General features: G+C 47.0%; 23 protein-coding genes and 1 riboswitch. Of the genes, 17 read left to right on the top strand and 6 right to left on the bottom strand.

What is annotated here, in order from left to right; translation table 11 throughout:
• The first annotated feature begins 106 nt into the window (after positions 1-106).
• Positions 107-412 (top strand): hypothetical protein, encoded by a 306-nt coding sequence (locus HMPREF9443_RS02345; RefSeq protein WP_040564802.1) that lies wholly within the window; start codon positions 107-109, stop codon positions 410-412.
• A gap of 91 nt (positions 413-503) precedes the next feature.
• On the opposite strand, the gene HMPREF9443_RS02340 is transcribed toward HMPREF9443_RS02345, so the two are convergent.
• Entirely contained in the window at positions 504-1,217 is a 714-nt protein-coding gene (locus tag HMPREF9443_RS02340; RefSeq protein ID WP_009144897.1) for an SIMPL domain-containing protein, read from the bottom strand.
• 234 nt (positions 1,218-1,451) lie between these two features.
• Between HMPREF9443_RS02340 and HMPREF9443_RS02335 the strand changes: the two genes are divergently transcribed.
• From HMPREF9443_RS02335 to rbr, 7 genes are all read left to right on the top strand, one after another.
• On the top strand, positions 1,452-1,643 hold the full coding sequence (locus HMPREF9443_RS02335; RefSeq protein ID WP_009144895.1) for a TFIIB-type zinc ribbon-containing protein: 192 nt from the start codon (positions 1,452-1,454) through the stop codon (positions 1,641-1,643).
• Between the two features lie 14 nt (positions 1,644-1,657).
• Complete coding sequence (locus tag HMPREF9443_RS02330; RefSeq protein WP_148495310.1) at positions 1,658-2,959, top strand: amidohydrolase; 1,302 nt, start codon at positions 1,658-1,660, stop codon at positions 2,957-2,959.
• 88 nt (positions 2,960-3,047) lie between these two features.
• Entirely contained in the window at positions 3,048-3,665 is a 618-nt protein-coding gene (locus tag HMPREF9443_RS02325; protein ID WP_009144893.1) for a hypothetical protein, read from the top strand.
• A 71-nt stretch (positions 3,666-3,736) separates the two neighbouring features.
• Entirely contained in the window at positions 3,737-4,381 is a 645-nt protein-coding gene (fsa, locus tag HMPREF9443_RS02320; protein ID WP_009144892.1) for a fructose-6-phosphate aldolase, read from the top strand.
• Between the two features lie 94 nt (positions 4,382-4,475).
• Positions 4,476-5,540: a conserved domain protein gene (locus HMPREF9443_RS02315; protein ID WP_009144891.1), complete on the top strand. Its 1,065-nt coding sequence runs from the start codon at positions 4,476-4,478 to the stop codon at positions 5,538-5,540.
• 279 nt (positions 5,541-5,819) lie between these two features.
• Positions 5,820-6,254, top strand: coding sequence for a Fur family transcriptional regulator (locus HMPREF9443_RS02310; protein WP_071585648.1), 435 nt, complete (start codon positions 5,820-5,822; stop codon positions 6,252-6,254).
• A 66-nt stretch (positions 6,255-6,320) separates the two neighbouring features.
• Positions 6,321-6,860, top strand: coding sequence for a rubrerythrin (gene rbr, locus HMPREF9443_RS02305; protein ID WP_009144889.1), 540 nt, complete (start codon positions 6,321-6,323; stop codon positions 6,858-6,860).
• A gap of 179 nt (positions 6,861-7,039) precedes the next feature.
• On the opposite strand, the gene HMPREF9443_RS02300 is transcribed toward rbr, so the two are convergent.
• A complete protein-coding gene (locus HMPREF9443_RS02300) occupies positions 7,040-7,240 on the bottom strand; it encodes a hypothetical protein (protein WP_009144888.1) in 201 nt (66 codons plus the stop codon).
• Positions 7,241-7,402: 162 nt separating this feature from the next.
• On the opposite strand from HMPREF9443_RS02300, the gene HMPREF9443_RS02295 reads away from it, so the two are divergent.
• The gene (locus HMPREF9443_RS02295; RefSeq protein ID WP_009144887.1) at positions 7,403-7,660 is read left to right on the top strand and encodes a TM1266 family iron-only hydrogenase system putative regulator; all 258 of its coding nucleotides are present in this window, start codon (positions 7,403-7,405) and stop codon (positions 7,658-7,660) included.
• A gap of 60 nt (positions 7,661-7,720) precedes the next feature.
• A complete protein-coding gene (gene hydG / locus HMPREF9443_RS02290) occupies positions 7,721-9,136 on the top strand; it encodes a [FeFe] hydrogenase H-cluster radical SAM maturase HydG (RefSeq protein ID WP_009144886.1) in 1,416 nt (471 codons plus the stop codon).
• Between the two features lie 92 nt (positions 9,137-9,228).
• Here the strand turns inward: hydG and uraA are convergent, their stop codons facing one another.
• Positions 9,229-10,476, bottom strand: coding sequence for a uracil permease (gene uraA, locus HMPREF9443_RS02285; RefSeq protein WP_040564800.1), 1,248 nt, complete (start codon positions 10,474-10,476; stop codon positions 9,229-9,231).
• 217 nt (positions 10,477-10,693) lie between these two features.
• On the opposite strand from uraA, the gene HMPREF9443_RS02280 reads away from it, so the two are divergent.
• Positions 10,694-11,923, top strand: coding sequence for a M20 family metallo-hydrolase (locus HMPREF9443_RS02280; protein ID WP_009144884.1), 1,230 nt, complete (start codon positions 10,694-10,696; stop codon positions 11,921-11,923).
• 119 nt (positions 11,924-12,042) lie between these two features.
• On the opposite strand, the gene HMPREF9443_RS11185 is transcribed toward HMPREF9443_RS02280, so the two are convergent.
• Positions 12,043-12,123, bottom strand: a complete 81-nt coding sequence (locus HMPREF9443_RS11185) for a putative holin-like toxin (protein ID WP_363316971.1) — start codon at positions 12,121-12,123, stop codon at positions 12,043-12,045.
• Positions 12,124-12,212: 89 nt separating this feature from the next.
• Positions 12,213-13,109, bottom strand: coding sequence for a radical SAM protein (locus HMPREF9443_RS02275; RefSeq protein WP_040564798.1), 897 nt, complete (start codon positions 13,107-13,109; stop codon positions 12,213-12,215).
• 193 nt (positions 13,110-13,302) lie between these two features.
• Positions 13,303-13,381: riboswitch (ZMP/ZTP riboswitch) on the top strand.
• A gap of 70 nt (positions 13,382-13,451) precedes the next feature.
• On the opposite strand from HMPREF9443_RS02275, the gene HMPREF9443_RS02270 reads away from it, so the two are divergent.
• The 4 genes from HMPREF9443_RS02270 (at position 13,452) to HMPREF9443_RS02255 (ending at position 17,610) form a co-directional block, all read left to right on the top strand.
• Positions 13,452-14,630: a phosphoribosylaminoimidazolecarboxamide formyltransferase gene (locus HMPREF9443_RS02270; RefSeq protein WP_040564796.1), complete on the top strand. Its 1,179-nt coding sequence runs from the start codon at positions 13,452-13,454 to the stop codon at positions 14,628-14,630.
• Positions 14,631-14,852: 222 nt separating this feature from the next.
• Entirely contained in the window at positions 14,853-15,476 is a 624-nt protein-coding gene (locus HMPREF9443_RS02265; protein WP_009144880.1) for a hypothetical protein, read from the top strand.
• A gap of 48 nt (positions 15,477-15,524) precedes the next feature.
• A complete protein-coding gene (locus HMPREF9443_RS10280; protein ID WP_009144879.1) occupies positions 15,525-16,439 on the top strand; it encodes an exonuclease domain-containing protein in 915 nt (304 codons plus the stop codon).
• A gap of 250 nt (positions 16,440-16,689) precedes the next feature.
• The gene (locus HMPREF9443_RS02255; RefSeq protein WP_040564794.1) at positions 16,690-17,610 is read left to right on the top strand and encodes a carbon-nitrogen hydrolase family protein; all 921 of its coding nucleotides are present in this window, start codon (positions 16,690-16,692) and stop codon (positions 17,608-17,610) included.
• An 85-nt stretch (positions 17,611-17,695) separates the two neighbouring features.
• Here HMPREF9443_RS02255 and HMPREF9443_RS02250 read toward each other — a convergent pair whose 3' ends face one another.
• Positions 17,696-18,730, bottom strand: coding sequence for a DUF2939 domain-containing protein (locus HMPREF9443_RS02250; RefSeq protein ID WP_009144877.1), 1,035 nt, complete (start codon positions 18,728-18,730; stop codon positions 17,696-17,698).
• Positions 18,731-18,938: 208 nt separating this feature from the next.
• Between HMPREF9443_RS02250 and miaB the strand changes: the two genes are divergently transcribed.
• Both miaB and mutS read left to right on the top strand, forming a co-directional pair.
• Positions 18,939-20,267: a tRNA (N6-isopentenyl adenosine(37)-C2)-methylthiotransferase MiaB gene (gene miaB / locus HMPREF9443_RS02245; RefSeq protein WP_009144876.1), complete on the top strand. Its 1,329-nt coding sequence runs from the start codon at positions 18,939-18,941 to the stop codon at positions 20,265-20,267.
• On the top strand, positions 20,267-22,540 hold a 2,274-nt coding region (mutS, locus tag HMPREF9443_RS02240), incomplete at its 3' end, for a DNA mismatch repair protein MutS (RefSeq protein ID WP_009144875.1). The genes miaB and mutS, both read left to right, overlap by 1 nt.

Genomic DNA, 22,540 nt, shown 5'->3' with positions numbered 1-22,540 from the left:
TTTTGATTCCTACAGTAAACTGACGCGGCCATGTCATCAGCTAAAGTTGCAAATGACAGCGCAACGTGTTATATTAAGGATAGATTATATGAAAATGAGGTGTATTATGCTTACTGCTGCTGATTTTGATCAACTGGGCTTTTGGGAGGATGCTACTCCGGAAGAAAATATTACGGTGTACGGTATGGATTTTGGCACGGATTATATTATGCTGACGGATGATTTGGGCAAAACACCGCTGGATGCCAAAAAGTTTATCGTTGTTGCTGCTTATGATGATGCTGACTGCTTTTTGTGGGGTGTAGAGCTGAAAAACTTTGCGGCACTCAAGGAGCTGTGCGCTCAATATGCACCCGGAAGTGCGGAGCTTTTTCAGGCGCTGAAGGAATATAAGCTGCCGAAGAAAAAATAAAACAGTGCAATACGGCAGGCTTGTTCTGCCAAAGAAAAAACTGCTGTCCTGCGTCTGTGACGCTAGGCAGCAGTTTTTAGCTTGCAGTAATTTATTCCATGGCGAAAACAGTATCAACGCTGGCTTTAATCGTAATTTCCTGCGCAGAGATGCTTGTTTCGGGGGCAACAGCTCTGTCGGATGCAGCCATCAGCTTCATGTTGCCATAGGAGCGCCCCATGCCGCCGCTGTAGGTGCTGATGTTGGCGCTCAGCAGCTTGCCGAGCGTGCGTCCGCCGGCATTGGCAACCACGGCAGCCTGCTGGCGTGCGTTTTCAACAGCCTGAGCCAGCAGTTTGTTGCGGTAAAGCTCTCTGCTGCTGACGCTGAAGGAAATATTATTTATTGTATCAACGCCGGCAGCACTGATTTTATCAATTACCGGACCAAGCTTGCTGATATCCTTGAGCTTGATGCGCACACTGTTGCTGGCGGTATAACCGGTGATTTTACCCTTGATATCGGTATCTGGATAAAGAGTATAGCTTGTTGTTGTAATATCATTACCCAGAATATTGCAGCCAAGCAGATTACGCTTAACACTATCCATTTTGGCGGCAGATGCGCTTGTTGCTTCGGCAGCGGTACGGCCCTTGCCATTGACATCAAAGCTGATTACGGCAGTATCCGGTGCCACCTCAATGCTTGCGTTGGCGCTGACGCTGATGCTCGGTGTATCAGGCTGTGCTGCCATAGCATTTGTACTGCCGATAAGCAGCAGGCAGACGGTAAGCAGGGCACAAAGCATTTGTTTAATCTTAGTCATATTTCTAACCTCCTGACTCTGATTTAATCAGCTTAATTATAGCATATAAATACAATTTTAACCTGAAAGACACAGAAAAAACACGAACCGGCAGGAGCATGACATTAATAAATAAAATGAAGCAGTTGCTTAACTTACTTACTTTTAACACTTACTGCCGTCAAAGCATTTTCTTAATGGTACAAATGTGCTATAATAAAAAACGCAATAAGAAGCAGGAGGTGCGCTTTATTTATGAAGAAAAAAGAGCGTGACAGGCTGCAGGTAGAATATATCTGTCCTGATTGCGGAAAACATTTGGCTTGGGCGCTGCCTACCGCTGCAATACAATGTCCGTGCGGACAGTGGGTGGATAATAACAATCGTTTAAAAGATAAGAGCGAGGTTTATCTGCCTTTAGACAGTGAGCAGACTGTACTTTTTTAATGGGGGTAAGAAACATGGCAACAATTTGGCAACAGGCTGAAGAATTAAAAGATGAAATGGTCGAACGCCGCAGAGATTTGCATAGACATCCGGAAACAGGCTGGACGGAATTCCGTACGGCAAGCATGATTATCGGTGAGCTGAAAAATCTTGGCTATGATGTTAAATTCGGCGATGACGTTATTGACGAAAAATCTATGATGGGCGTGCCGAGCGAGGCAGAGCTGGCTGATTATATGCAAAGAGCAATCAGCGAAGGTGCGGATCCGGAGCTGGTAAAGAAGATGGCAGGCGGCAAGACCGGTATCGTGGCAACTCTTAAAACAGATAAACCCGGTAAAACAGTTGCCTTCCGCTTTGATATGGACTGCAACGATGTAGAAGAGGAGCGCAGCGAGGAGCATCGCCCAGCTAAGGAAAGCTTTGCTTCCGAACATAAAAAGGCTATGCATGCCTGCGGTCATGACGGTCACGTAACCATCGGCCTGTCGGCAGCAAAGCTGCTTGCCGCCAATAAAGCACGTTTGGCAGGCACCATAAAATTGATTTTCCAACCTGCGGAGGAAGGTGTACGCGGTGCCTTCGCTATGATGAACGCCGGTGTAGTTGATGATGTCGATTATCTGTTCGGCGGTCATATCGGCTTCAAGGCTACTACAAACAACTGCCTGGTAACGATGACTGACGGTTTTCTGGCAACTACGAAGCTGGATGCGGAATTTACCGGTGTGTCTGCCCACGCAGGCGCTGCTCCGGAGCAGGGCAAGAATGCTTTGTTGGCAGCAGCACAGGCTGCAATTTCCCTGAATACCATTCCCCGTCACAGCAAGGGCTCCAGCCGTATCAACGTAGGCGTACTCAACGCCGGCACCGGACGCAATGTTGTGCCTGATATCGCTGCTATTAAGCTGGAAACACGCGGTGCTACTACCGAAATTGATGAATATATGGTTACCGAGGCTAAGCGCATTCTTAATGCCTGCGCCGCTATGTATGACGTTAAGGTAAAAATCACCATGGCCGGGGCTGCACCTGCCTGCTTTGCAGACAAGGAGCTGGGCCATGAGGTAGCAGAGCTGATTGAGGAAAAATGTCATTATGACGAGGTTGTTGAATATGTGGACATGGGCGGCAGCGAGGACTGCGGTTACTTCATGGAGCGCGTACAGCAGCACGGCGGCCGTGCTCTGTATATGATGTACGGTACCAAAATCGCCGCAGGTCATCACAACAGTCACTTCGATTTCAATGAGGATTGCCTGTGGAAGGCTGCTGCTACCGTTACGGAAATCGCTGTACATTTCAGCAACAAGTAAATAATTAATCAAAACTGCCATGATTTTGCCATAATCTTATGCTATACTTATAAGCATAAACAAAAGCAATATCTTGGAGGTATATATTATGAAATCACTTAAAAAAATCGCTTTAGTATTTTCCTGCATGGCGCTGTTGGGTGCCGGCAGTGCTTTCGCCGCTGACGCGGCTCAATCCTCTCCCCTGGATGAGGTACAGGCAAATCCTGAGGTAATGCGCGCACCGGGAACCTATGTTACCCGTGGTGAAATCGTTGCTGTAGAGGATGGTATGTATGTTATTAAAGGCGAGGGCAGCAGAAATATGGTTGCAGCTATTGTTGACCGTGATACCTACGTTGTGGAGGGTGCCAGCGGTAAGTTGCGTCTGCCCTATGCTTTAAAGGAAGGCCAGAAGGTTACTGCTTATTATTCCGCAACCATGACACGCAGCATGCCGCCGCAAAGCCATGCTCTGGCGATTGTGATTGAAGACAGCGAAGAGCCTGCAAGCTTTTTTGAGGTAGCACAGGCAAGTCTTGCTAAGGATGGAAGCTATGTAACCGTACTCAACACCAATAATGATGTTATTGCAACGATTGATGCAGCTGCCTGCGCAGACTTCGCTAAGATTAAAAAAGGCGATAAGCTGCTTGTTTGGAGCAGCATGATGACTATGAGCTTGCCAGCTCAGACTCATCCTGAGAAGGTAGTCGTACTTCCGTAAGGACGCGCAATAAAGCACAATAATAAATAACAAAAATATGAATTTGATTTGTAAAGAGGGTTAGTTAAAAAATGAAGATTTTTATGGATACTGCTAATGTAGAGGAGATTGCCAAATTTGTCGATTGGGGTGTTGTGTATGGTGTTACAACCAACCCGAGCCTGATTGCCAAAAGCGGCCGTACCCAAGCTGAGGTTATCCCGGAAATTGCCAAGCTGGTTGCCGGTCCTGTCAGCGCTGAGGTTATCAGCACCGAATGTGACGGCATGGTAGAGGAAGCACGCAAGCTTGTAAAGATTGCGGATAACATCGTTATTAAAATTCCCTGCATCCCGGAAGGCCTGAAGGCAGTAAAAATTCTGAGCGCGGAAGGTATTAAAACCAATGTAACTCTGGTATTCAGTATGGCCCAGGCTTTGCTAGCCGCACGCGCAGGTGCCAGCTATGTCAGCCCGTTTATCGGACGCTTGGACGATATCGGTGAAAACGGTGTACAGCTGGTAGAAAACATTGTTAAAGCTTTTAAGCTTTATGGCATTACTACCGAAGTAATTGCTGCAAGCATCCGTAATCTGGAACACGTGGAAAAGGTTATGCTGACAGGATGCCAGATTGCAACTATTCCGACTAAGGTGTTGGAGCAGATGATTGTCCATCCGCTGACAGATAAAGGGCTGGCGCAGTTTATGGCTGATTATAAAAACAGCCTGAAATAAAAATCTTAGAATATTGTTACTGAGTCCGCAGCTTTAATTATAGTGAATAATTTTGGCTGCGGCTAGTTTTTCGTGAGTTTGAGGGAGGGGTTTGATGAACTTAAAAAAAGCTTTGCAGGCTTTTCTTGTTACTGTATCCTGTGGCGTGCTGAACATAGCAGGCGCACAGCAAAGACCGGTATTTATTCCGGAGGATTATGTTGCCGAGCAGGCGCAGGCGGATTTTGTCGCCAATGGACCGAAGCTGCTTTTCAGCGACAGTCCGGAAACTGTTTATAATAACGGTATACTGTACCGAGATAAGGTGGAGGGTGATGTACGTTTATTTCTGCATCATGTCAATGGTGTTGCCGGTAAGAAAAAGCTGGCGGTAATGCTGAAGAATACAGACAATCTGCGCCCTGTGACTTACAATGTAACACGCAGCGGTGTGGCAGGCTTTAACTATGATTATATGCGTGACGGCAAAAACTCTCAAAAGGAATATTTTGATGACAGCAGCCAGAAGCCGCAGGATGGCAAGCTGGGCTTTGGCCGCAGTCATGAGCTGCTCAGCGGTCGCGGAATTATTCTGCCGACAGATAAGCTGTATACGGCAACTATTGACCTGCACTTTGACAAGCCTGTTGAGGTAAGTGTACTGATGTGCGAAACAAAGAGTGATCTGGAGCTGTTTAACGAGGCTGCCGCAATTCAGCCGATGGATGAACATCCGCTGCGCGGTACATTTGAGGCTGCAGACTGGAACTATACGCTGAAAAAGCCTGTCAATGCGCCGGAAAAACCGCTCATGCTGGAGCTGGCAACGTCGCAGGAGGGCTATGCCAAGGGCGTTGATGCTACTACCGGACTGCCTGCGGAAAACTACGGTAACTACGGCGTTATCTATAAGGTAAACTTTACTGTTGACGGTAAAAAGCCTATCAGCTTTATTTTGAATCCGATCGGCGGACCATTTGCCGGCTATGGCGTACTGGAAAATAAAACTAAGGGTGAGCGTCAGCTGCTGGCATTACCGGAGAGCACGGTGTGCGTAGGGACAAAAATAGAGGAAGCCATTGAGCTTGGAAAGCTGAAAGCAGGAGAATACAGCTTTATCTGGTCTCCTCCCGGAGCCTCTAATCTGCCTGTGCAGTTAATCTGGGAGAAAACCGAATAAATGGTATAGGTTAACTAATACTGTCGGACAAAGTTCTGACAGTACTTTTTTTATATCTTGAATCAAGTGTTAATGAGAAGCATTTTCTATTCTTTGTTATGTTTTTTCTATATGAGTAATTTTAGAATTAAGAATGAATTGATTATCTGCTAGACAACAGCAAAAAAAGTAGAAATTTATTTGTGATTATTTTGTAGATTGGTACTAAAAATACTTGACAATTTTAACGGAGGGTGTATAATTCTAAATGAGAATTATTTTTGATAAAGGATGGTGAAAATGGCTAAAAGAAACACTATTCAAAGACAACTTGTTATCGCGGCTGTACGTTTTTTAGCAGATCACCCTACTGCTGAAGAAGTATATGACCGCATCACTATGGAGTATCCCGATATCAGCAAAGGTACCGTTTACCGCAACCTTAATTCTTTGGTTGAAAGCGGCCTGCTGAGCAAGGTTTCCGTTCCTAGCGGTGCTGATCGTTTTGATCATATTCTCGCAAGACATTATCACATCAAATGCACTGAATGCGGTAAGTTTATGAACGTAGAAAACTTTGATTATATCCCGGATATGGATGAAAAGGTAGCTGCTGTAACTGGCTACAAAATGAATCATCATGATATTGTTTTCAGCGGTATCTGCCCTGAATGCCAAAAGGAAATGGCAGAGCGCCCTGTAAGCGAAGAAGTTTTGGGTGATGACCAAAACTGATTCTAAGGCTATATAAGCTTTAGTTTGGGAAGGCTGTTGCGTCGTTTTCAAGAGGAGGAATTGAAAATGGATTTAAAAGGTAGCAAGACTGAAAAAAATTTGCAGACCGCTTTTGCCGGCGAGTCTCAGGCTCACACTAAGTACCAATATTATGCAAGTGCAGCCAAAAAAGAAGGCTATAACCAAATTGGCGCTATTTTTACCGAAACTGCCGGTAATGAAAAAGAGCATGCTAAATTGTGGTTCAAGGCACTGCATGGTGGCGCTGTTCCCCAGACTATTGAAAATCTGAAGGATGCAGCTGCAGGCGAAAACTATGAGTGGACCGAAATGTATGCCGAATTTGCCAAGGTTGCCAAAGAGGAAGGCTTTGATAAAATTGCATTCCTGTTTGAAGAAGTAGGCAAGATTGAAAAAGAGCATGAAGAAAGATATCGTGCGCTTTTGGCAAACATTGAGAATGACCGTGTTTTCCAACGTGAAGAGAAAAAGGTTTGGATCTGCACTAACTGCGGCAAGATTGTTATTGCTGAAAAGGCTCCGGAAAAATGTCCGGTATGCGACCATCCTCAAGGTTATTTCGAGCTGAAGGTAACCAACTATTAATTTGCTGAAGCAGAATTAATTATAGACGCTTTAAAAGGCTTTAATGGGGATTTCTGCGACAGAACGTAAAACAAAATAGCAGCATAAGAGGCAAACAGCGAGGCAAAAGCCTGCTGTCTGCCTCTTTTTTGCGTAAAGAAAAAAGCTGCCGCATTTGCGGCAGCCGGGCTGCGCCCTTTTCAGTAGAAAAGCAGCTGGGTTTTGTAGACAGCGCTGACGCCGGCGTTCAGGGCAAAAAGACAGCCAAGCGAAAGTGCTATGAGCAGAGCAGCTTCCTTGCTGTTTAACGGCTGTTGCTGGTGCATGGCACGGCTGATAGCCTTGCCGCATAAAACGATCAGCATGCCCAAAAGAAATAAAGAGAAAAATATATTCAGCATTATAATGGCTCCTTTTGTTATAAGCTGTTTACAAGCGGATAAATATTTATAGGATTAGTATACCACACTTTTCGTGAAATATGGTATACTATTATAGATATATTCAGCAAAATATCGCAGATTTAGATTCTGCCATGTTCCAAAAAGAGAAGGGTGATTAGTATGGAAACAAGAGTAGCTGTTATCTCTCTGATTGTAACGCAGCCTGAGGCTGTGGAAGAGCTTAACGCAATTTTGCATACCTACAGCAGTTATATTATCGGCCGCATGGGCCTGCCCTATCGCCAGAAGAATGTTAATATTATTTGCGTTGCCGTTGATGCACCGCAGAATATTATCAGCGCTATGAGCGGTAAACTGGGACTGTTGGCCGGTGTAAATACCAAAACTGTTTATTCCAACGTAATTGCCAAGGAATAGACTGCTGGATACAAACTATCTGACGGGAAAGATATTACTGACCTGTAAGGAGGAGACAAAATGTATAATGCAAAATCAATGAAGGCCGAAGAATTTATCTGTCATGAGGAAATCCTCGACACACTTGCTTATGCTGAGGCCAACAAAAACAACAAGGAGCTGCTAGAGCAGATTATTGCCAAAGCCAAGCTGCGCAAGGGCTTGAGCCATCGTGAGGCTAGCGTACTGCTTGCCTGCGAGGACGAAAAGCTGGTACAGGAAATGTTTGCTCTGGCTGAGCAGATTAAAAAGGACTTTTACGGCAACCGTATAGTGCTGTTTGCTCCGCTGTATTTGTCCAACTATTGTATCAATCACTGCGTATATTGTCCTTACCATGCAACTAATAAGCATATCGGACGTAAAAAGCTGACTCAGGACGAGGTGCGTGCTGAGGTTATCGCACTGCAGGATATGGGACATAAGCGTTTGGCGCTGGAGGCTGGCGAGGACCCGGTAAACAATCCAATTGAGTATATTCTGGACTGCATTAAGACTATCTATTCTATTAAGCATAAAAACGGCGCTATCCGCCGCGTAAACGTAAACATTGCGGCTACTACCGTAGAAAATTACCGTAAGCTGAAGGAAGCGGGCATTGGTACCTATATCCTCTTCCAGGAAACCTATCATAAGGAAAGCTATGAAAACTTGCACCCGCGTGGACCGAAGCACAATTACGCTTACCATACGGAGGCGATGGACAGAGCGATGGAGGGCGGCATTGATGATGTAGGCTTGGGTGTACTGTTCGGTTTGGAGCGTTACCGTTACGAATTGGCCGGCCTTTTGATGCATGCCGAGCATCTGGAGGCAGTACACGGCGTAGGTCCGCATACCATCAGCGTACCGCGTATCAAACGCGCCGATGATATCGACCCGGGCGTTTTTGACAACGGTATTGATGATGCAACCTTCTGCAAGATTATTGCTATTATCCGCATTGCTGTTCCGTATACAGGTATGATTATTTCTACACGTGAAAATCAGGCTGTGCGTGAAAAGGCACTGCATCTTGGTATTTCTCAGATTAGCGGCGGCTCGCGTACTTCCGTAGGCGGTTACACCGAGGATGTGCGCCCTACCGATACCGAGCAGTTTGACGTTTCTGACCAACGTTCTTTGGATGAAGTAATTGAATGGCTGATGGAGCTTGGCTTCCTGCCATCGTTCTGTACTGCCTGCTACCGTGCCGGACGCACAGGCGACAGATTTATGGAGCTGTGTAAGTCCAAGCAGATTCAGAACTGCTGCCATCCTAATGCGCTGCTGACGCTGAAGGAATATCTGGAGGATTATGCTTCTCCGGCAACAAAGGCTTTGGGCGAAAAACTGCTGCAGGCCGAGTTGCCGAATATTCCGCAGGAAAAGGTGCGTGAGGTTTGCCTAGAGCGTCTGCAAAAAATTGCTCAGGGAGAAAGAGATTTCCGTTTCTAAAATAAAAAAGACAAGCCTGCGCTCGCAGGCTTGCGTTGTAAATACTAAAAACCGCTGCAGAGCTTCTGCAGCGGTTTTGTGCTTTATATGTCTTATTCGTTCAGCAGGTGCAGGGATTCAAAGAGCTTGAAGATAAGGCTCATAATAATAGCAACAACAGTTGCCAGCACCATGCCCTGTACGGAAAAGGCACCGAAGGAGAGCTTCGCACCGGAAAGGCCGATAATCATAATAACAGAGGTCATTACGAGGTTGGAGGATTTGCTGTAATCTACCTGACGTTCAACCAGTACGCGGATGCCGCTGGCAGCGATTACGCCGAACAGCAGGATGCAGATGCCGCCCATAACAGGAACGGGGATACTGTGAATCAGCTCGCTGAGCTTACCGCAGAAGGAAAGGATGATTGCCATGACAGCAGCGCCGCCGATAACCCAGGTGCTGTAAACCTTGGTGATTGCCATAACGCCGATGTTTTCACCGTATGTAGTGTTCGGAGTTGCGCCGGCAAAGCCGCTGATAACATTAGAAAGGCCGTCTGCGAACAGAGAACGGGAAAGGCCGGGATCCTTAATCAGGTCGCGGTCAACAATGTTGCCGGTTACTACGAGATGGCCGATATGCTCAGCCAGTACAACGAGTGCGGCCGGAGCTATAATCATAATAGCGTTGATATCGAAAACCGGAGCGTAGAAATGCGGTACCTGAAACCAGGGAGCGTCGATTACCGGCTGGAAGTTGACGATACCCATGATAGCTGCAAAAACATAACCGCAGACAACGCCGAAGAGAATCGGGATTATGCTCATGAAGCCGCGGAAGGCAACAGAGCCGATAACGCCGACCGCCAATGTGAACATAGAAATAGCCACGTTGACCATATTAATGTTATCACCGGTCAAACCTGCCATGTTGGCTGCAACAGGTGCCAGCTCCAGACCGATAACAGCGATGATTGCGCCCATTGCTGCCGGCGGGAAGATGACATCAATCCATTTGGTGCCTACGCAGTGAATAATCAGCGAGAAAAGCATGAACAGCAGACCGAAAACGATAAAGCCGGACTGTGCATGGTTATAGGCAGAGGTGGATATAATCAGCAGTACAGGAGAGATAAAGGCAAAGCTGGAGCCGAGATAGGAAGGAATTTTGCCCTTGGTGATGAAGATGTAGAGCAGGGTACCCAGGCCGTTCATGAACAGGCAGGTGGTAGGGTTGACCTTGAATAAAAAGGGGACCAGCACGGTAGAGCCGAACATGGCGAACAGATGCTGGATACTTAACGGAATATTAAGTAGTAATGGCGGACGTTCTTCAACTTGAATAACTTTGCGTTCCAAAATAAATAACCTCTTTTCTTAAATTTTGCTATGATAATTTTACGTGGATTTTACATTAATTGCAAGGAGTTTTTAGCAAAAGTGTAAAAAACTTTCCATAATCTCGGATTTTCAGATGAAGTGCCGCTCTTGTGTGATGCTTAAGAAGCAAGTATAATAAAGCTGTCATCTTTATTATATTTTTTTGTTGCTATTTCCGAATGAAGGGGGAATAAAAATGTTACAGGTAAATCATGAACGTGTAGCTAAACTTTTACAAGGCTTGGCTTCTTTTACGGACAGTGAAGAGGGCGTTACCCGCCTTGCCTACAGTCCGCTGGATAAAAAGGCTCAGAGCTGGCTGTTGGAGCAGGTGCAGGATTTGCATTTGCAAATCCGCACCGATGCTGTGGGTAATGTGTTCTTGCGTCGCGATGGCAAACAGCAGCTGCTGCCGCCGGTAGCCACAGGCTCGCATCTGGACACTGTTATCCATGGCGGTGCCTATGACGGCATGTGCGGTGTCGTAGGCGCCCTGGAGGCGCTGTACATGCTGCAGGACGAGGAGCTTGGGCGCAGTATTGAGGTTATCATCTTCCGTGCGGAGGAATCGAGTCGCTTCGGCTTTGCAACTATGGGCAGTAAGCTGCTGACAGGCAGCGCAGTGCCGGAGCAGCTGAACAAAGGCGCCAAGAAAGGCGATATCAGCTTTATCGAGGCCTTGCGTGAATGGGGCTGCAATCCTGACGCTTATCGTGATGCCGTAATTGCGCCCGGCAGCTATAAATGCTTTGCGGAGCTGCATATCGAACAGGGCAAGGTTCTGGAGCAGACGCAGCATCAGCTTGGTATCGTACATAATATTGCGGCACCGACACGCTTTAAAATTCATATTAAAGGCGTGGCAGACCACAGCGGCGCAACGCCGATGGGGATGCGCCGTGACGCGCTCGTCAGTGCTGCTAAGCTTATTTTGGCGGTGAACGAGGCTGCGGAAACAGAAAAAGCCAACGGCAGTGTCGGTACCGTTGGCGTGGTGGATGTAGAGCCCGGTTCGATTAACGTTGTACCGGGAGCAGTTACGCTGTGGGTTGATGTACGTGGTGTTGATAAAGCCAGCATTGCGCGCGTGCTGCAAAGCATCCGCGAGCAGGCCGAAAACGTCGCTGTCTGCGACGGCGTCGGCGTGCAGATTGAAATGCTGACAGCAGACAGCCCTGTTGCTTTGGATAAGGCCTTGGCCGCGCAGAGCGAAGCGATATGCACAGAAAAGGGCTTCAGCTTCTTGCATATGAATAGTGGCGCCGGTCATGATGCTATGCATATGACGAAAATCTGCCCCACGACAATGCTTTTTGTTCCCTGTCGAGCAGGCATCAGCCATAACCCGGCAGAGTACGCTTCAACTGAGAATATCTGCCGCGGCATTGAGGTCCTGGCAGAGGTTTTGCGTCGAGAGGCCAATTGACAATAGCGCAAAAACTGCTATAATAATTATAGAGATAGCCGATTGTGGTAGGTCGGCTTTCCTCGCAAATTTGTAGTTTGAAGGAAGCCGCCTAACCGTTAGGCGGTTTTTTCATGCCTTTATTTAGAGCGATGTGATAAAATCAAAACTACGAGAGTTGCAAAGCCTATCATAAGCTGAAGTGCTTCGAAAACAGTCATAGCATCACCCACTTTCCAGCAGGAAACCGACGTCGGCTATCTCTATGCGAAAATTATATCGTTTTATGAAATTTAAAGAAAATATATTTTTATACTCCTGTACCGTCAAAGCAGGGGATAAAGTCCTTGCAGGCTGCATCACCCTCTTGCACAAAGCCATCTTCGATAGTGCTTTGCAGCAGATAGCTTTCCAGCTCCTTGTATTCCTCATCCGTAACCTTGCGGTTGATTTCAGGATATTCGTTGGCGCGGCCGCAGGGAACGTATTGGTGCATCAGGCTGAACATTACCTGCCCAGGCTTGAAGTTGGCAGCAATCCAGTCGATAATTCTCTTGGTATTGTCAGGCATTCCGGGCATAATCAGATGACGGATAATAACGCCTTTAGTCATAATACCGTTATCATCAATATGGTAGTCACCGACCTGATTATACATTTCCTTAATAGCTTCGGTTGCGATGCGGAAGTAGTAGGGTGCGTTGCTGTATTTGATAGCAGCCATATCATCACTGTATTTTAAATCCGGCAGATAAATCTGCACCTTGCCTTTAAGGCGGCGCAGTGTATCCTGCGTTTCAAAGCCGCTGGTGTTATAAACAACAGGCACCGGCAGAGGCTCGGCCAGACTTTGCAGCACTGCCTCGGTAAAATGGGTGGGCGTAACGAGATTGATATTGTGCGCACCTTGGGCGATAAGCTCGTGATAGATTTCCTTCAGACGTTCAATAGTAATTTCCTTGCCGAAGCCCTTGCAGCTTATGTCATAGTTCTGACAGAAAACACAGTGCAGGTTGCAGCCGGAAAAGAAAACCGTACCGCTGCCTTTAGTGCCGCTGATGACGGGCTCTTCCCACATATGCAGGCCGGCGCGGGCAACAATCGGAGCGAGGCCTACGCCGCAGCTGCCGAAGCAGCCTGTAGTATCAGACATATTTGCAGGGCGGTCTACACCGCAGCGATGCGGACATACATAACAGAGAGTCATATTATTTCCTCCTTTGAAAAGAGCTTGCCGTGCCTTTTCGGTATATGTATAGACAAGAATACTTGGTTCCCCCTTGGGGGAACTGTCGAGCGATAGCGAGACTAAAGGGGGCAACACTCTAATTCATCATACATTTATTTTACCACAATCGCCCGGTATTGACAAAAACAACGCGGCATCTTATAATTTTAGTATTAGGTCATATAACTGACGGAAGTGGGTTACCACAGGGGAGTATGACCGGTAGCACGCCGACCGTCTGGGCAAAGATTTTTTCTTGTGCCAGTGTGTCGGTTTTTTTGTTTGTCTAAGTGACTGGCACTATACAAAAGAGGAGGAGTTATAGTGAAAGAATTAGCATTAAAATATGGCTGCAATCCTAATCAGGGCAGCGCACGTATTTACATGAACAATGGCAGCGAGCTGCCGATTGAGGTGCTGAACGGCCGTCCGGGTTATATCAATTTTCTTGATGCTTTCAACAGCTGGCAGCTGGTAAAAGAACTGAAGGAGGCAACCGGTCTGCCGGCAGCAGCATCCTTTAAGCACGTAAGCCCTGCAGGTGCTGCAGTAGGCCTGCCGCTGAGCGATACTCTGAAAAAGATTTATTATGTAGATGACCTGGAGCTGTCTCCGTTGGCAAATGCTTATGCACGCGCTCGTGGCGCTGACCGTATGAGCTCCTATGGCGACTTTGTTGCTTTGTCCGATGTTTGCGACGTGCAGACTGCTAAAATGCTGGCACGCGAGGTTTCCGACGGTGTTATCGCACCCGGTTATACCGAAGAAGCTCTTACTGTTCTGAAGGGCAAACGCAAAGGCACCTACAACATTATTAAAATTGATGAAAACTACAAGCCGGAGCTGCTGGAGCATAAGCAGGTATTCGGTATTACCTTCGAGCAGGAGCGCAACGAAGCTAAAATTACCGCTGATCTGCTGCAAAACCGTCCGACCGTGAATAAAGAAATTCCGGAAGGCGCAGCACGCGACCTGCTGATTTCCTTAATCGTTTTGAAATACACTCAGTCCAACTCCGTTTGCTATGTAAAAGACGGTCAGGCTATCGGCATCGGCGCCGGCCAGCAATCCCGCGTACACTGCACTCGTCTGGCAGGCGGCAAGGCTGATATCTGGTGGCTGCGCCAGAATCCGAAGGTTTTGGCTCTGCCGTTTAAAGACAGCATCCGTCGTCCCGACCGCGACAACACCATCGACGTTTACATCTCCGATGATTATGAAGATGTACTGGCTGACGGCGTATGGGAAAACTTCTTCACCGAAAAACCGGAACCGCTGACTCGCGAAGAGAAAAAGGCTTGGGTTGCACAGCTGAAGGACGTTGCTCTCGGCAGTGACGCATTCTTCCCGTTCGGAGATAACATTGAGCGTGCGCATCGCAGCGGCGTTCAGTATATTGCACAGGCAGGCGGCTCTATCCGTGATGATAATGTTATCGAAACCTGCGATAAGTACGGTATTGCAATGGCATTCACCGGCCTGCGTCTGTTCCACCACTAAGATAGCTTTATAATGAACTTGCGTCCCACTCGTCTGACGGGTGGGACGTTTTTATGTGCGCTTTTGATCTTGCTTAGAACAACACACTCAAAAAACCTCATTACTTTATTGCAAATTACGTAAATTGCATGTATGATTGAATACAGGCAGTCTTTTACAAAAGCGTAAAGTGAAATGCCTATATCATAATTAAAACTAACTCCATTCCTATGAGGTGATAATATGCTTCTTAAAGAAATGAATTTCCGCGACATTGTGGATAAATACCTTTACATAGACGCTGCCGGCGTGGCGCAAAACCTGGGCAGCATTTTTGAGGTAACAGAAGATGCTACCGGCGTGCTTTGCTATGGTTATATAGATGAACAGGCAGGCATCAGCTTTGAAATATTATGCTGTGCTGTACACGATGCAGCTAAAAAGACGCTGAAGCTGTTGCATGGTAATGATGAGCAATCAGCGAAGATAAGATTATCCGAGCTGCTTGAAGCACAGGCAGCTGTGCTTCCGAGCGAAATGCCTCGCCTGAGCGAGTTCCAAAGCAAGGTGGCAATGGTGCAAAAGGTTTATGAGGCAGACGAAGCGACAGAAGCGATGCGTAAGCTTACCTCTTTAGATCCTGCAAGACTTGCAACGCATCCCGATATCGTAACTGTTTATCTGGTGTGCGGCGATGAGGCCGAAGCAGCTTATGTGTTGCTTAAGGAAGTGCGCGAGGTAAATATCATAGGCACGCTGCTTTCCGAGCCTCAAAAGGTTTTCGGTCTGCACAAGGGCGATGAAATAAGCTTTTTCCTGGTGCGTAACGAAAAGGGAATTATGTGCATGAAGGTGTTGGAGAAATAAGCAAAAGAAAGGACATAGATGCTGAGCTAAGCTCGGCAAGGTGATTTTTTGAGTTCTGTAAAAAGAAACAGGTATATAGACGGCAAGCTGCTTCTGGCTTATCCTGACGATTATACTGTTTTAGATATTGAAACTACCGGATTGAGTCCGCAGAATGATTATATAACGGAAATATCGGCCATAAAATACCGCAATAATCGCAGAGTAGATGAATTTTCCAGCTTAGTTAAGCCGGAATTATCTATCCCGTATTATATTACACGGCTCACCGGTATCAATGACGCCATGGTTGCGGATGCTCCGGCAATCGACGAGGTAATTTTGTCATTTATGGATTTTTTGGCTGATGATATTATTGCAGGCTATAATGTAGCCTTTGATTTGAGCTTTATTGCGGAAAATCTGGCAGGCCATTATGCCAAAAGATTAGCCAATGATTATGTTGATGTTATGAAGCTGGCGCAGAATGAATTACCGTTTTTAGGCAGGTATAAGCAGACTGCGGTCGCCGAATATTTTAATATTGCTACAGCAGGTGCGCACAGGGCTCTTGTTGACTGCAATATTTGCAACGGCTGTTACCAAAAGCTGAAGGAGCTGGCGGTGGCGGATTATCATCTGCCGCCTAAGCAAAAAGAGCTTGCAATCGTACCGTCTTTTAGGCGCTTAAGACCGTTGGCAGATAAAAATATAGTTCTGCTTGGCTCTTTTGACGGTCTTTATCTTAAAAACCTTCAGGAGATACTGACTGCGCTTGGTGCAAGCGTTGCTTATCATGTTACAGCAGCTTCTGATATGGTTATTGTCGGCACGGCGGATGCTTCCGTGTGTGGAGGCGCTGATTTGCAGCGTGCTGTCAGCATGAAAAACGCGGGCAAGAATATCTATATTCTTAAAGAAGATGTGTTTTGCCAATCGTTGCTGGCCAAAGGCTGGCTGCGGGTTGGTGGATTGAATGATTAATTCTATCTTACTTTCTTAAAGGCGCATTTCGTTATTGTATAATGTATAATTGTTGTATATCTATATAATTCAACAGATGATTATTGTATAATACGTATATAAATCCGGAAAGCTTACTGACAGCAGCGAAAGACATGGCAGCTGCCACTGATTTAAGAAAAAAATATCGGTGCGAGCAATGATATGCTATGTTTTTGTTTTATGAAGCAAGCATTGTACCGGATAAATTTTTCATCTGAGGGTGAATAAAATGTTAGATTTAGAAAAAAATTGTCGTGTAGCCGTAGTACAGTGTTCACCTGTAATGTTTGATAAGGATGCAACACTGGCCAAATGTATTAATTTGATTAAGCAGGCAGGTGCCGGCGGAGCACAGCTTATCGTGCTGCCTGAGCTGATTATTCCCTGCTATCCTTACGGCATGACCTTTGGCTTTACCGTAGGCAGCAGACAGGAAGAAGGACGTGCCGATTGGAAGCGGTATTATGATGGTTCCATTGTAGTGCCTGGCGCAGAAACTGATGCGCTCGGAGAAGCGGCACGCGAGGTAAATGCTTATGTAAGCATTGGTATATCGGAGCGTGATGCTGTAAGCGGTACGCTTTATAACAGCAACATCATTTTTGCTCCTGACGGCAGCATTGCTGCCCTGCACCGCAAGCTCAAGCCTACGGGCGCGGAGCGCTTTGTTTGGGGCGATGCGGATAAGGCTTATTTTCCTGTGGTTGCTTCGCCGTGGGGACCGCTTGGTAATTTGATTTGTTGGGAGTCTTACATGCCGTTGGCACGTGTGGCTTTATACCAAAAAGGCGTCACGATTTTGATTTCCTGCAATACAAATGATAATCCTGAGTGGCAGGCTACTATTCAGCATATTGCGCTCGAAGGACGCTGCTATTACATTAACTGCGATCAGTTCTTTACTAAAGATATGTATCCTGCTGATTTGCATGCGCAGGATGAAATCGCTAAGCTGCCGGAGCTTGTCTGCCGCGGCGGCAGCTGTGTGATTGATCCTTACGGACATTATGTTACTGAGCCTGTCTGGGATAAGGAAGCAATTATTTATGCGGATTTGGATATGGACAAGGTGCCTGCCAGCCGTATGGAATTTGACGCCTGTGGTCATTATTCACGCCCGGATGTTTTGCAGTTGCATGTTAAAGAGTAAAACTTTGACGTAAAGAATTATAAGAACAAAAAACGCTTACGTCCCACGCATCAACGTGGGATGTAAGCGTTTAATTTTTTTGCGGTTATTCAATCAAACCCTTAGGAGAAATTACCTCGCCGTTGTCAAAAGCAATATAGGTGACCTGAATTTTTACGGTTTCTTTGGTAATATCCAGGTTCATCAGCTTTTGGTCATCCGGCAGCATGGAATTCAGCTTTTTGCTGGTGGTGAGCTCCACTGCCTGTCCGGGGGCAATGCTGCCCTGATAATGCTCCGGATAGGAATAAAGCTGTTCACCCTTATCGTTGAGCACGGTTACATCGTAATACATACGGTTGATAGCAACGTTACTCATGTTTTTGGCCATGATGGTAGCGGTAAGCGTAGCTTTTTCCTCGCTGCCGATTTTGTTGCTGTCCTTGTTCAGCGTCAGGCGCTCGCTGGTTGCCTGCAGCGCTTTGTTCAGGCGGTCCATAACAGGCTTGTTCAGCAGGGCCTGTTTAGCACGTTTGGCAGCATCCAACTGGACGATAAAGTCTGCCAGATTGCTGATCTTCTTAATCTGCCAATCGCCTTTATCATTTTGCTGCATTAACAGCTCGGCAATAAAATCCTTATCCAGCTCATTGTTGTGCAGCACCAGGGTTGCTTTTGCTGTCTCACCCTCATGCTTGCTGAGCTTCAGATCTTTGACAGTAAGGTTTTGGATGGAGATGTGACGCTCCAGGTTACGCTTCATAGCATCCGGTACCGGGTCGACTGTCTGCTTAGGCGCATTGTCCGGCTTAGCGGCGATTTTGTCTAAAGCCTCCTGCGTCATCAGGTCTACGACCGAAGGCTTCAGCATATGCAGAATGCCGAGTGCGAACGGGTTGGAGAAAACATTATCATTGTTGATTTTGCTTTCTGCCTTGATGATGTCCTCGAAAGCGTTGTCCATAACAGAGGGAACATCAACATATCGTGAAAATTTTGCGCTGTCATGCTGCTGCAGTGCAACGCGCGCTTCGTTCAAGGCATAAGCCGGTGTACGGATAAAATAAAGAAAATAAAAGGCTGCGCCTGCAAGGGCAGCGAGCAGAATAAATACAACAAACCATTTCTTTTTGCTTTGCATGATTTTGACCTTCCTAAACTATATTAAAAGGCAATCGGAAAAATTCTTTGCCTGCATATATTGTAATCATCTTAAGGGCAGATTTCAATACCTACTACTAAAATATTTTATAAATTATTCCCTACTTCTTTCCGGGGGAAATGTTGCGGGAAGTGAGTGTAATTGGTTATAATATAATGATAGACTGATTTTACACGGAGGTATTTACATGAGTGATAAAAATAAAACCTACTGTCTGATAAATTACGGCTGCCAGATGAATGAATCCGATACGGAGCATTATGCAGGACAGTTGCAGGAGCTTGGTTATGCGCCTAATCCTGATTTTCATACCGCAGATATAATTATTGTCAACACCTGCTGCGTGCGCGAAAGTGCGGAAAAGAAAATTGCCGGCAAAATTGGCGAATTAAAGGCTGTAAAGCGTGCCAATCCGGATGTAGTTATCTGTGTTGCAGGCTGTATGGCACAGAAGGACGGCGAAAAGCTGCGTAAAAAGCATCCGCAGGTAGATTTGCTGCTGGGTACTGCTTATGTTAACGATTTTAAACGTCTGCTGCTGGAATTTCTGGCAGAGCGCAAGGCTGCGGTTTATACCGATCTGACTATTCATCAAAGCGAGTTTGAAGGTCATATGGTACGCCAAAGCTCTTTTGCTGCCTGGATTCCAATTATGTATGGCTGCAATAATTTCTGCACCTACTGCATCGTGCCGTATGTACGCGGACGCGAGCGCAGCCGCAGCATCGATAATATTGTTGCCGAGATTGAGGCAGCGGTTAAAGATGGCTACAAGGAATTTACTCTGCTGGGCCAAAACGTAAATTCCTACGGCAAGGATTTTGGCGACAAGGACGCTTTCGCTAAGCTGCTGCGCCGTGTGGATATTATTCCCGGCGTTGAGCGTATTCATTATATGACCAGCCACCCGCGTGATATGAGCGAGGAGGTTATCAAGGCTGTTGCAGAATGTGAGCACATCTGCGAAAATTTCCATATGCCGTTCCAGGCAGGCAGCTCGGAAATTCTGCGCCGCATGAACCGCGGTTACACGAAGGAAAAATATCTTGAGCTGGTTAAGCTGGTACGCAAGTATGTGCCGGACGCAACGATTACTACAGATATTATTGTAGGCTTCCCCGGCGAAACCGAAGAGAATTTTGAGGAAACTCTGGATGTTGTGCGTCAGGTTGGCTTCACCTCTGCCTATACCTTTATTTATTCCAAGCGCAGCGGTACACCTGCAGCCAAAATGGAAAACCAGGTGCCGCTGGCAGTGAAGAAGGAGCGTTTGAACCGTTTGATGGCTCTGCAGAACGAGAACAGCCTGAAGTGCCATGAAAAGCTGGTAGGTCAGACTGTAGAAGTGCTGGCAGAAGGCCCCAGCAAGCAGAAAACCGTCTGGAACGGACGCACACGCACAGGAGTTCTGGTGCTGTGGCCGATTGAAGATAAGCAATACGAGGTTGGACAGAAGGTTAACGTGCAGATTGAAGCTGCGCAGACCTGGCTGGTGAAAGGTAAGGCGGTTGATTAATGGCTGCTGCAAATGTTACGCCCATGGTACAGCAATATATGGCAGTGAAGCAGGAGCATCAGAATGAGCTGCTCTTCTTTCGCTTGGGCGATTTTTATGAAATGTTTTTTGACGATGCTATTACAGCATCGCGTGAGCTGAATTTAACATTGACTAAGCGCTCCAACGGTATGGAGCATATGCCGATGTGCGGTGTGCCTTATCATTCGGTGGACGGCTATATCGCCAAGCTGATAAAAAAAGGCTATCGCATCGCTATCTGCGAGCAGGTGGAGGATCCCAAGCTCGCCAAAGGCATTGTCGAGCGCAAGGTTATTAAAATTATTACGCCGGGAACGGCGCTGAACGAACAGCTTCTGGAGGATAAGCACAATCGCTATCTGGTATTTTTACAGCAGGCGCAGGTAAAGGGAATGTGCTTGGCAGCGGCCGATGTAACTACGGGCGAGTGCGAATGGTTTCTTGACCAGACACCGGAAAGCTTTTTGAATATCACCGAGCAGCTTTACAGACTACAGCCCGCAGAGCTTGTTGTTCATTTTGCTTCTGATGAAATGAGTGAGAAGCTGCAGGAATGGCTGGCTGCAAGATTGCCGGAATGCGTTGTTACGCATTATGACGAGAGTACGCCGGAGGCTGATTATTTTGCGCAGCACTTTGCCGGTAGTGAGGTGCCGGATGAGGTACATAGTACGGTTGAGCTTTTGCTGCGCTATCTGCACGGAACGGTGATGGCCGATTTGAGCCATATTAACCGTTTGGTGCGGATTGAACGCAACAGCTTTATGAACCTTGATGTGACTGCTATCCGTAACCTGGAGCTGGTTCGCAATATGACGGATGGCTCGAAGCGCGGTACGCTGCTGCAGGTGCTTGATTTTACCAATACCTCGATGGGTGCGCGCCGTCTGCGCAGTTGGATTGAAAGCCCGCTGCTTGATGTGGGCCGCATTTATGAGCGTCAGGAGGCGGTAGCCGAGCTTGCTGCAGCCGCAGAGCTGCGCGAAGCAATTGTGGCGCAGCTGAAGGCGGTGGCGGATCTGGAGCGTATTGTCAGCCGTATTGAGGTGGGCAGTGCCAATGCCAGAGATTTGGTGGCATTGCGTAATTCCTTAAGCGTGCTGCCGGGCCTGAAGGGCATCCTGGAAGGCTGCAGCAGCGGACTGCTGCGTAAGCTGTGGAAGGGCCTGCATCTGCACGAGGAGCTGGCTGCAAGATTACAGCAGGCGATTGTCGATGAGCCGCCGTTTTCTGTCCGCGAGGGCGGTATGATTCGCACCGGTTATAATCAGGAGTTGGATGAGCTGCATCTGATTGCTGCCGACAATAAAACCTGGATGCAGAACTTTGAGCAGAAAATCAAAGAAGAAACCGGCATTAAAACCATGAAGGTCGGTTTCAATAAGGTTTTCGGCTATTATATCGAGGTAAGCAAGGGACAGAGCAGCAGCGTGCCTCCGTACTTTGTGCGTAAGCAGACGCTGGTAAACGCGGAGCGCTATATTGTTCCCGAGCTTAAGGAGTTCGAGAATAAGATTCTCGGTGCCAAGGAAAAAATCGAGCAGCTGGAGTATTATCTGTTTGATGAGCTGCGTACACTGATTCGCGGCAAAATCAAGGAGATTCAGGAAACTGCCCGCGCCGTCAGCTACATTGATGTACTGACAGGTTTGGCAGAGGCTGCCTATAAATATAATTATGTAAGACCGGAGCTGAATAATAACGGCGAAATCAAGATTGTTGACGGACGCCATCCCGTAGTAGAGCGCTTGCTGGAAAAGGAGATTTTTGTCCCCAACAATACCAATCTGAATAATACTGACGAGCGCATGATAATTATTACCGGTCCGAATATGGCAGGTAAATCAACCTACATGCGTCAGGTGGCGCTGCTGGTGCTGATGACGCAAATCGGCAGCTTTATTCCTGCGCGTCAGGCGAGCGTTTGCCCGGTAGACAAGATTTTTACGCGCGTCGGTGCCAGTGATGATCTGGCGACAGGCCAGAGCACCTTTATGGTGGAGATGAACGAGGTAGCTCAGATTTTGAAATACGCTACGAAAAACAGTCTGATTATCCTTGACGAGGTGGGCCGCGGTACTAGTACCTTTGACGGCATGAGTATTGCTCACGCAGTTATGGAATATATCCATGACCGCATCAAGGCAAAGACGTTGTTTGCTACGCATTATCATCAGCTGATTGCTTTGGAAAATGTGCTGAGCGGTGTGAAGAATTATTCCGTTGCAGTTAAGGAAAGAGGCAAGGATATT

This window comes from Phascolarctobacterium succinatutens YIT 12067 (assembly GCF_000188175.1).
GTDB classification, from domain to species: Bacteria; Bacillota; Negativicutes; order Acidaminococcales; family Acidaminococcaceae; genus Phascolarctobacterium_A; species Phascolarctobacterium_A succinatutens.
The sequence above is the reverse complement of the archived record's forward strand: the minus strand, read 5'-3'. Positions and strand labels throughout refer to the sequence as shown.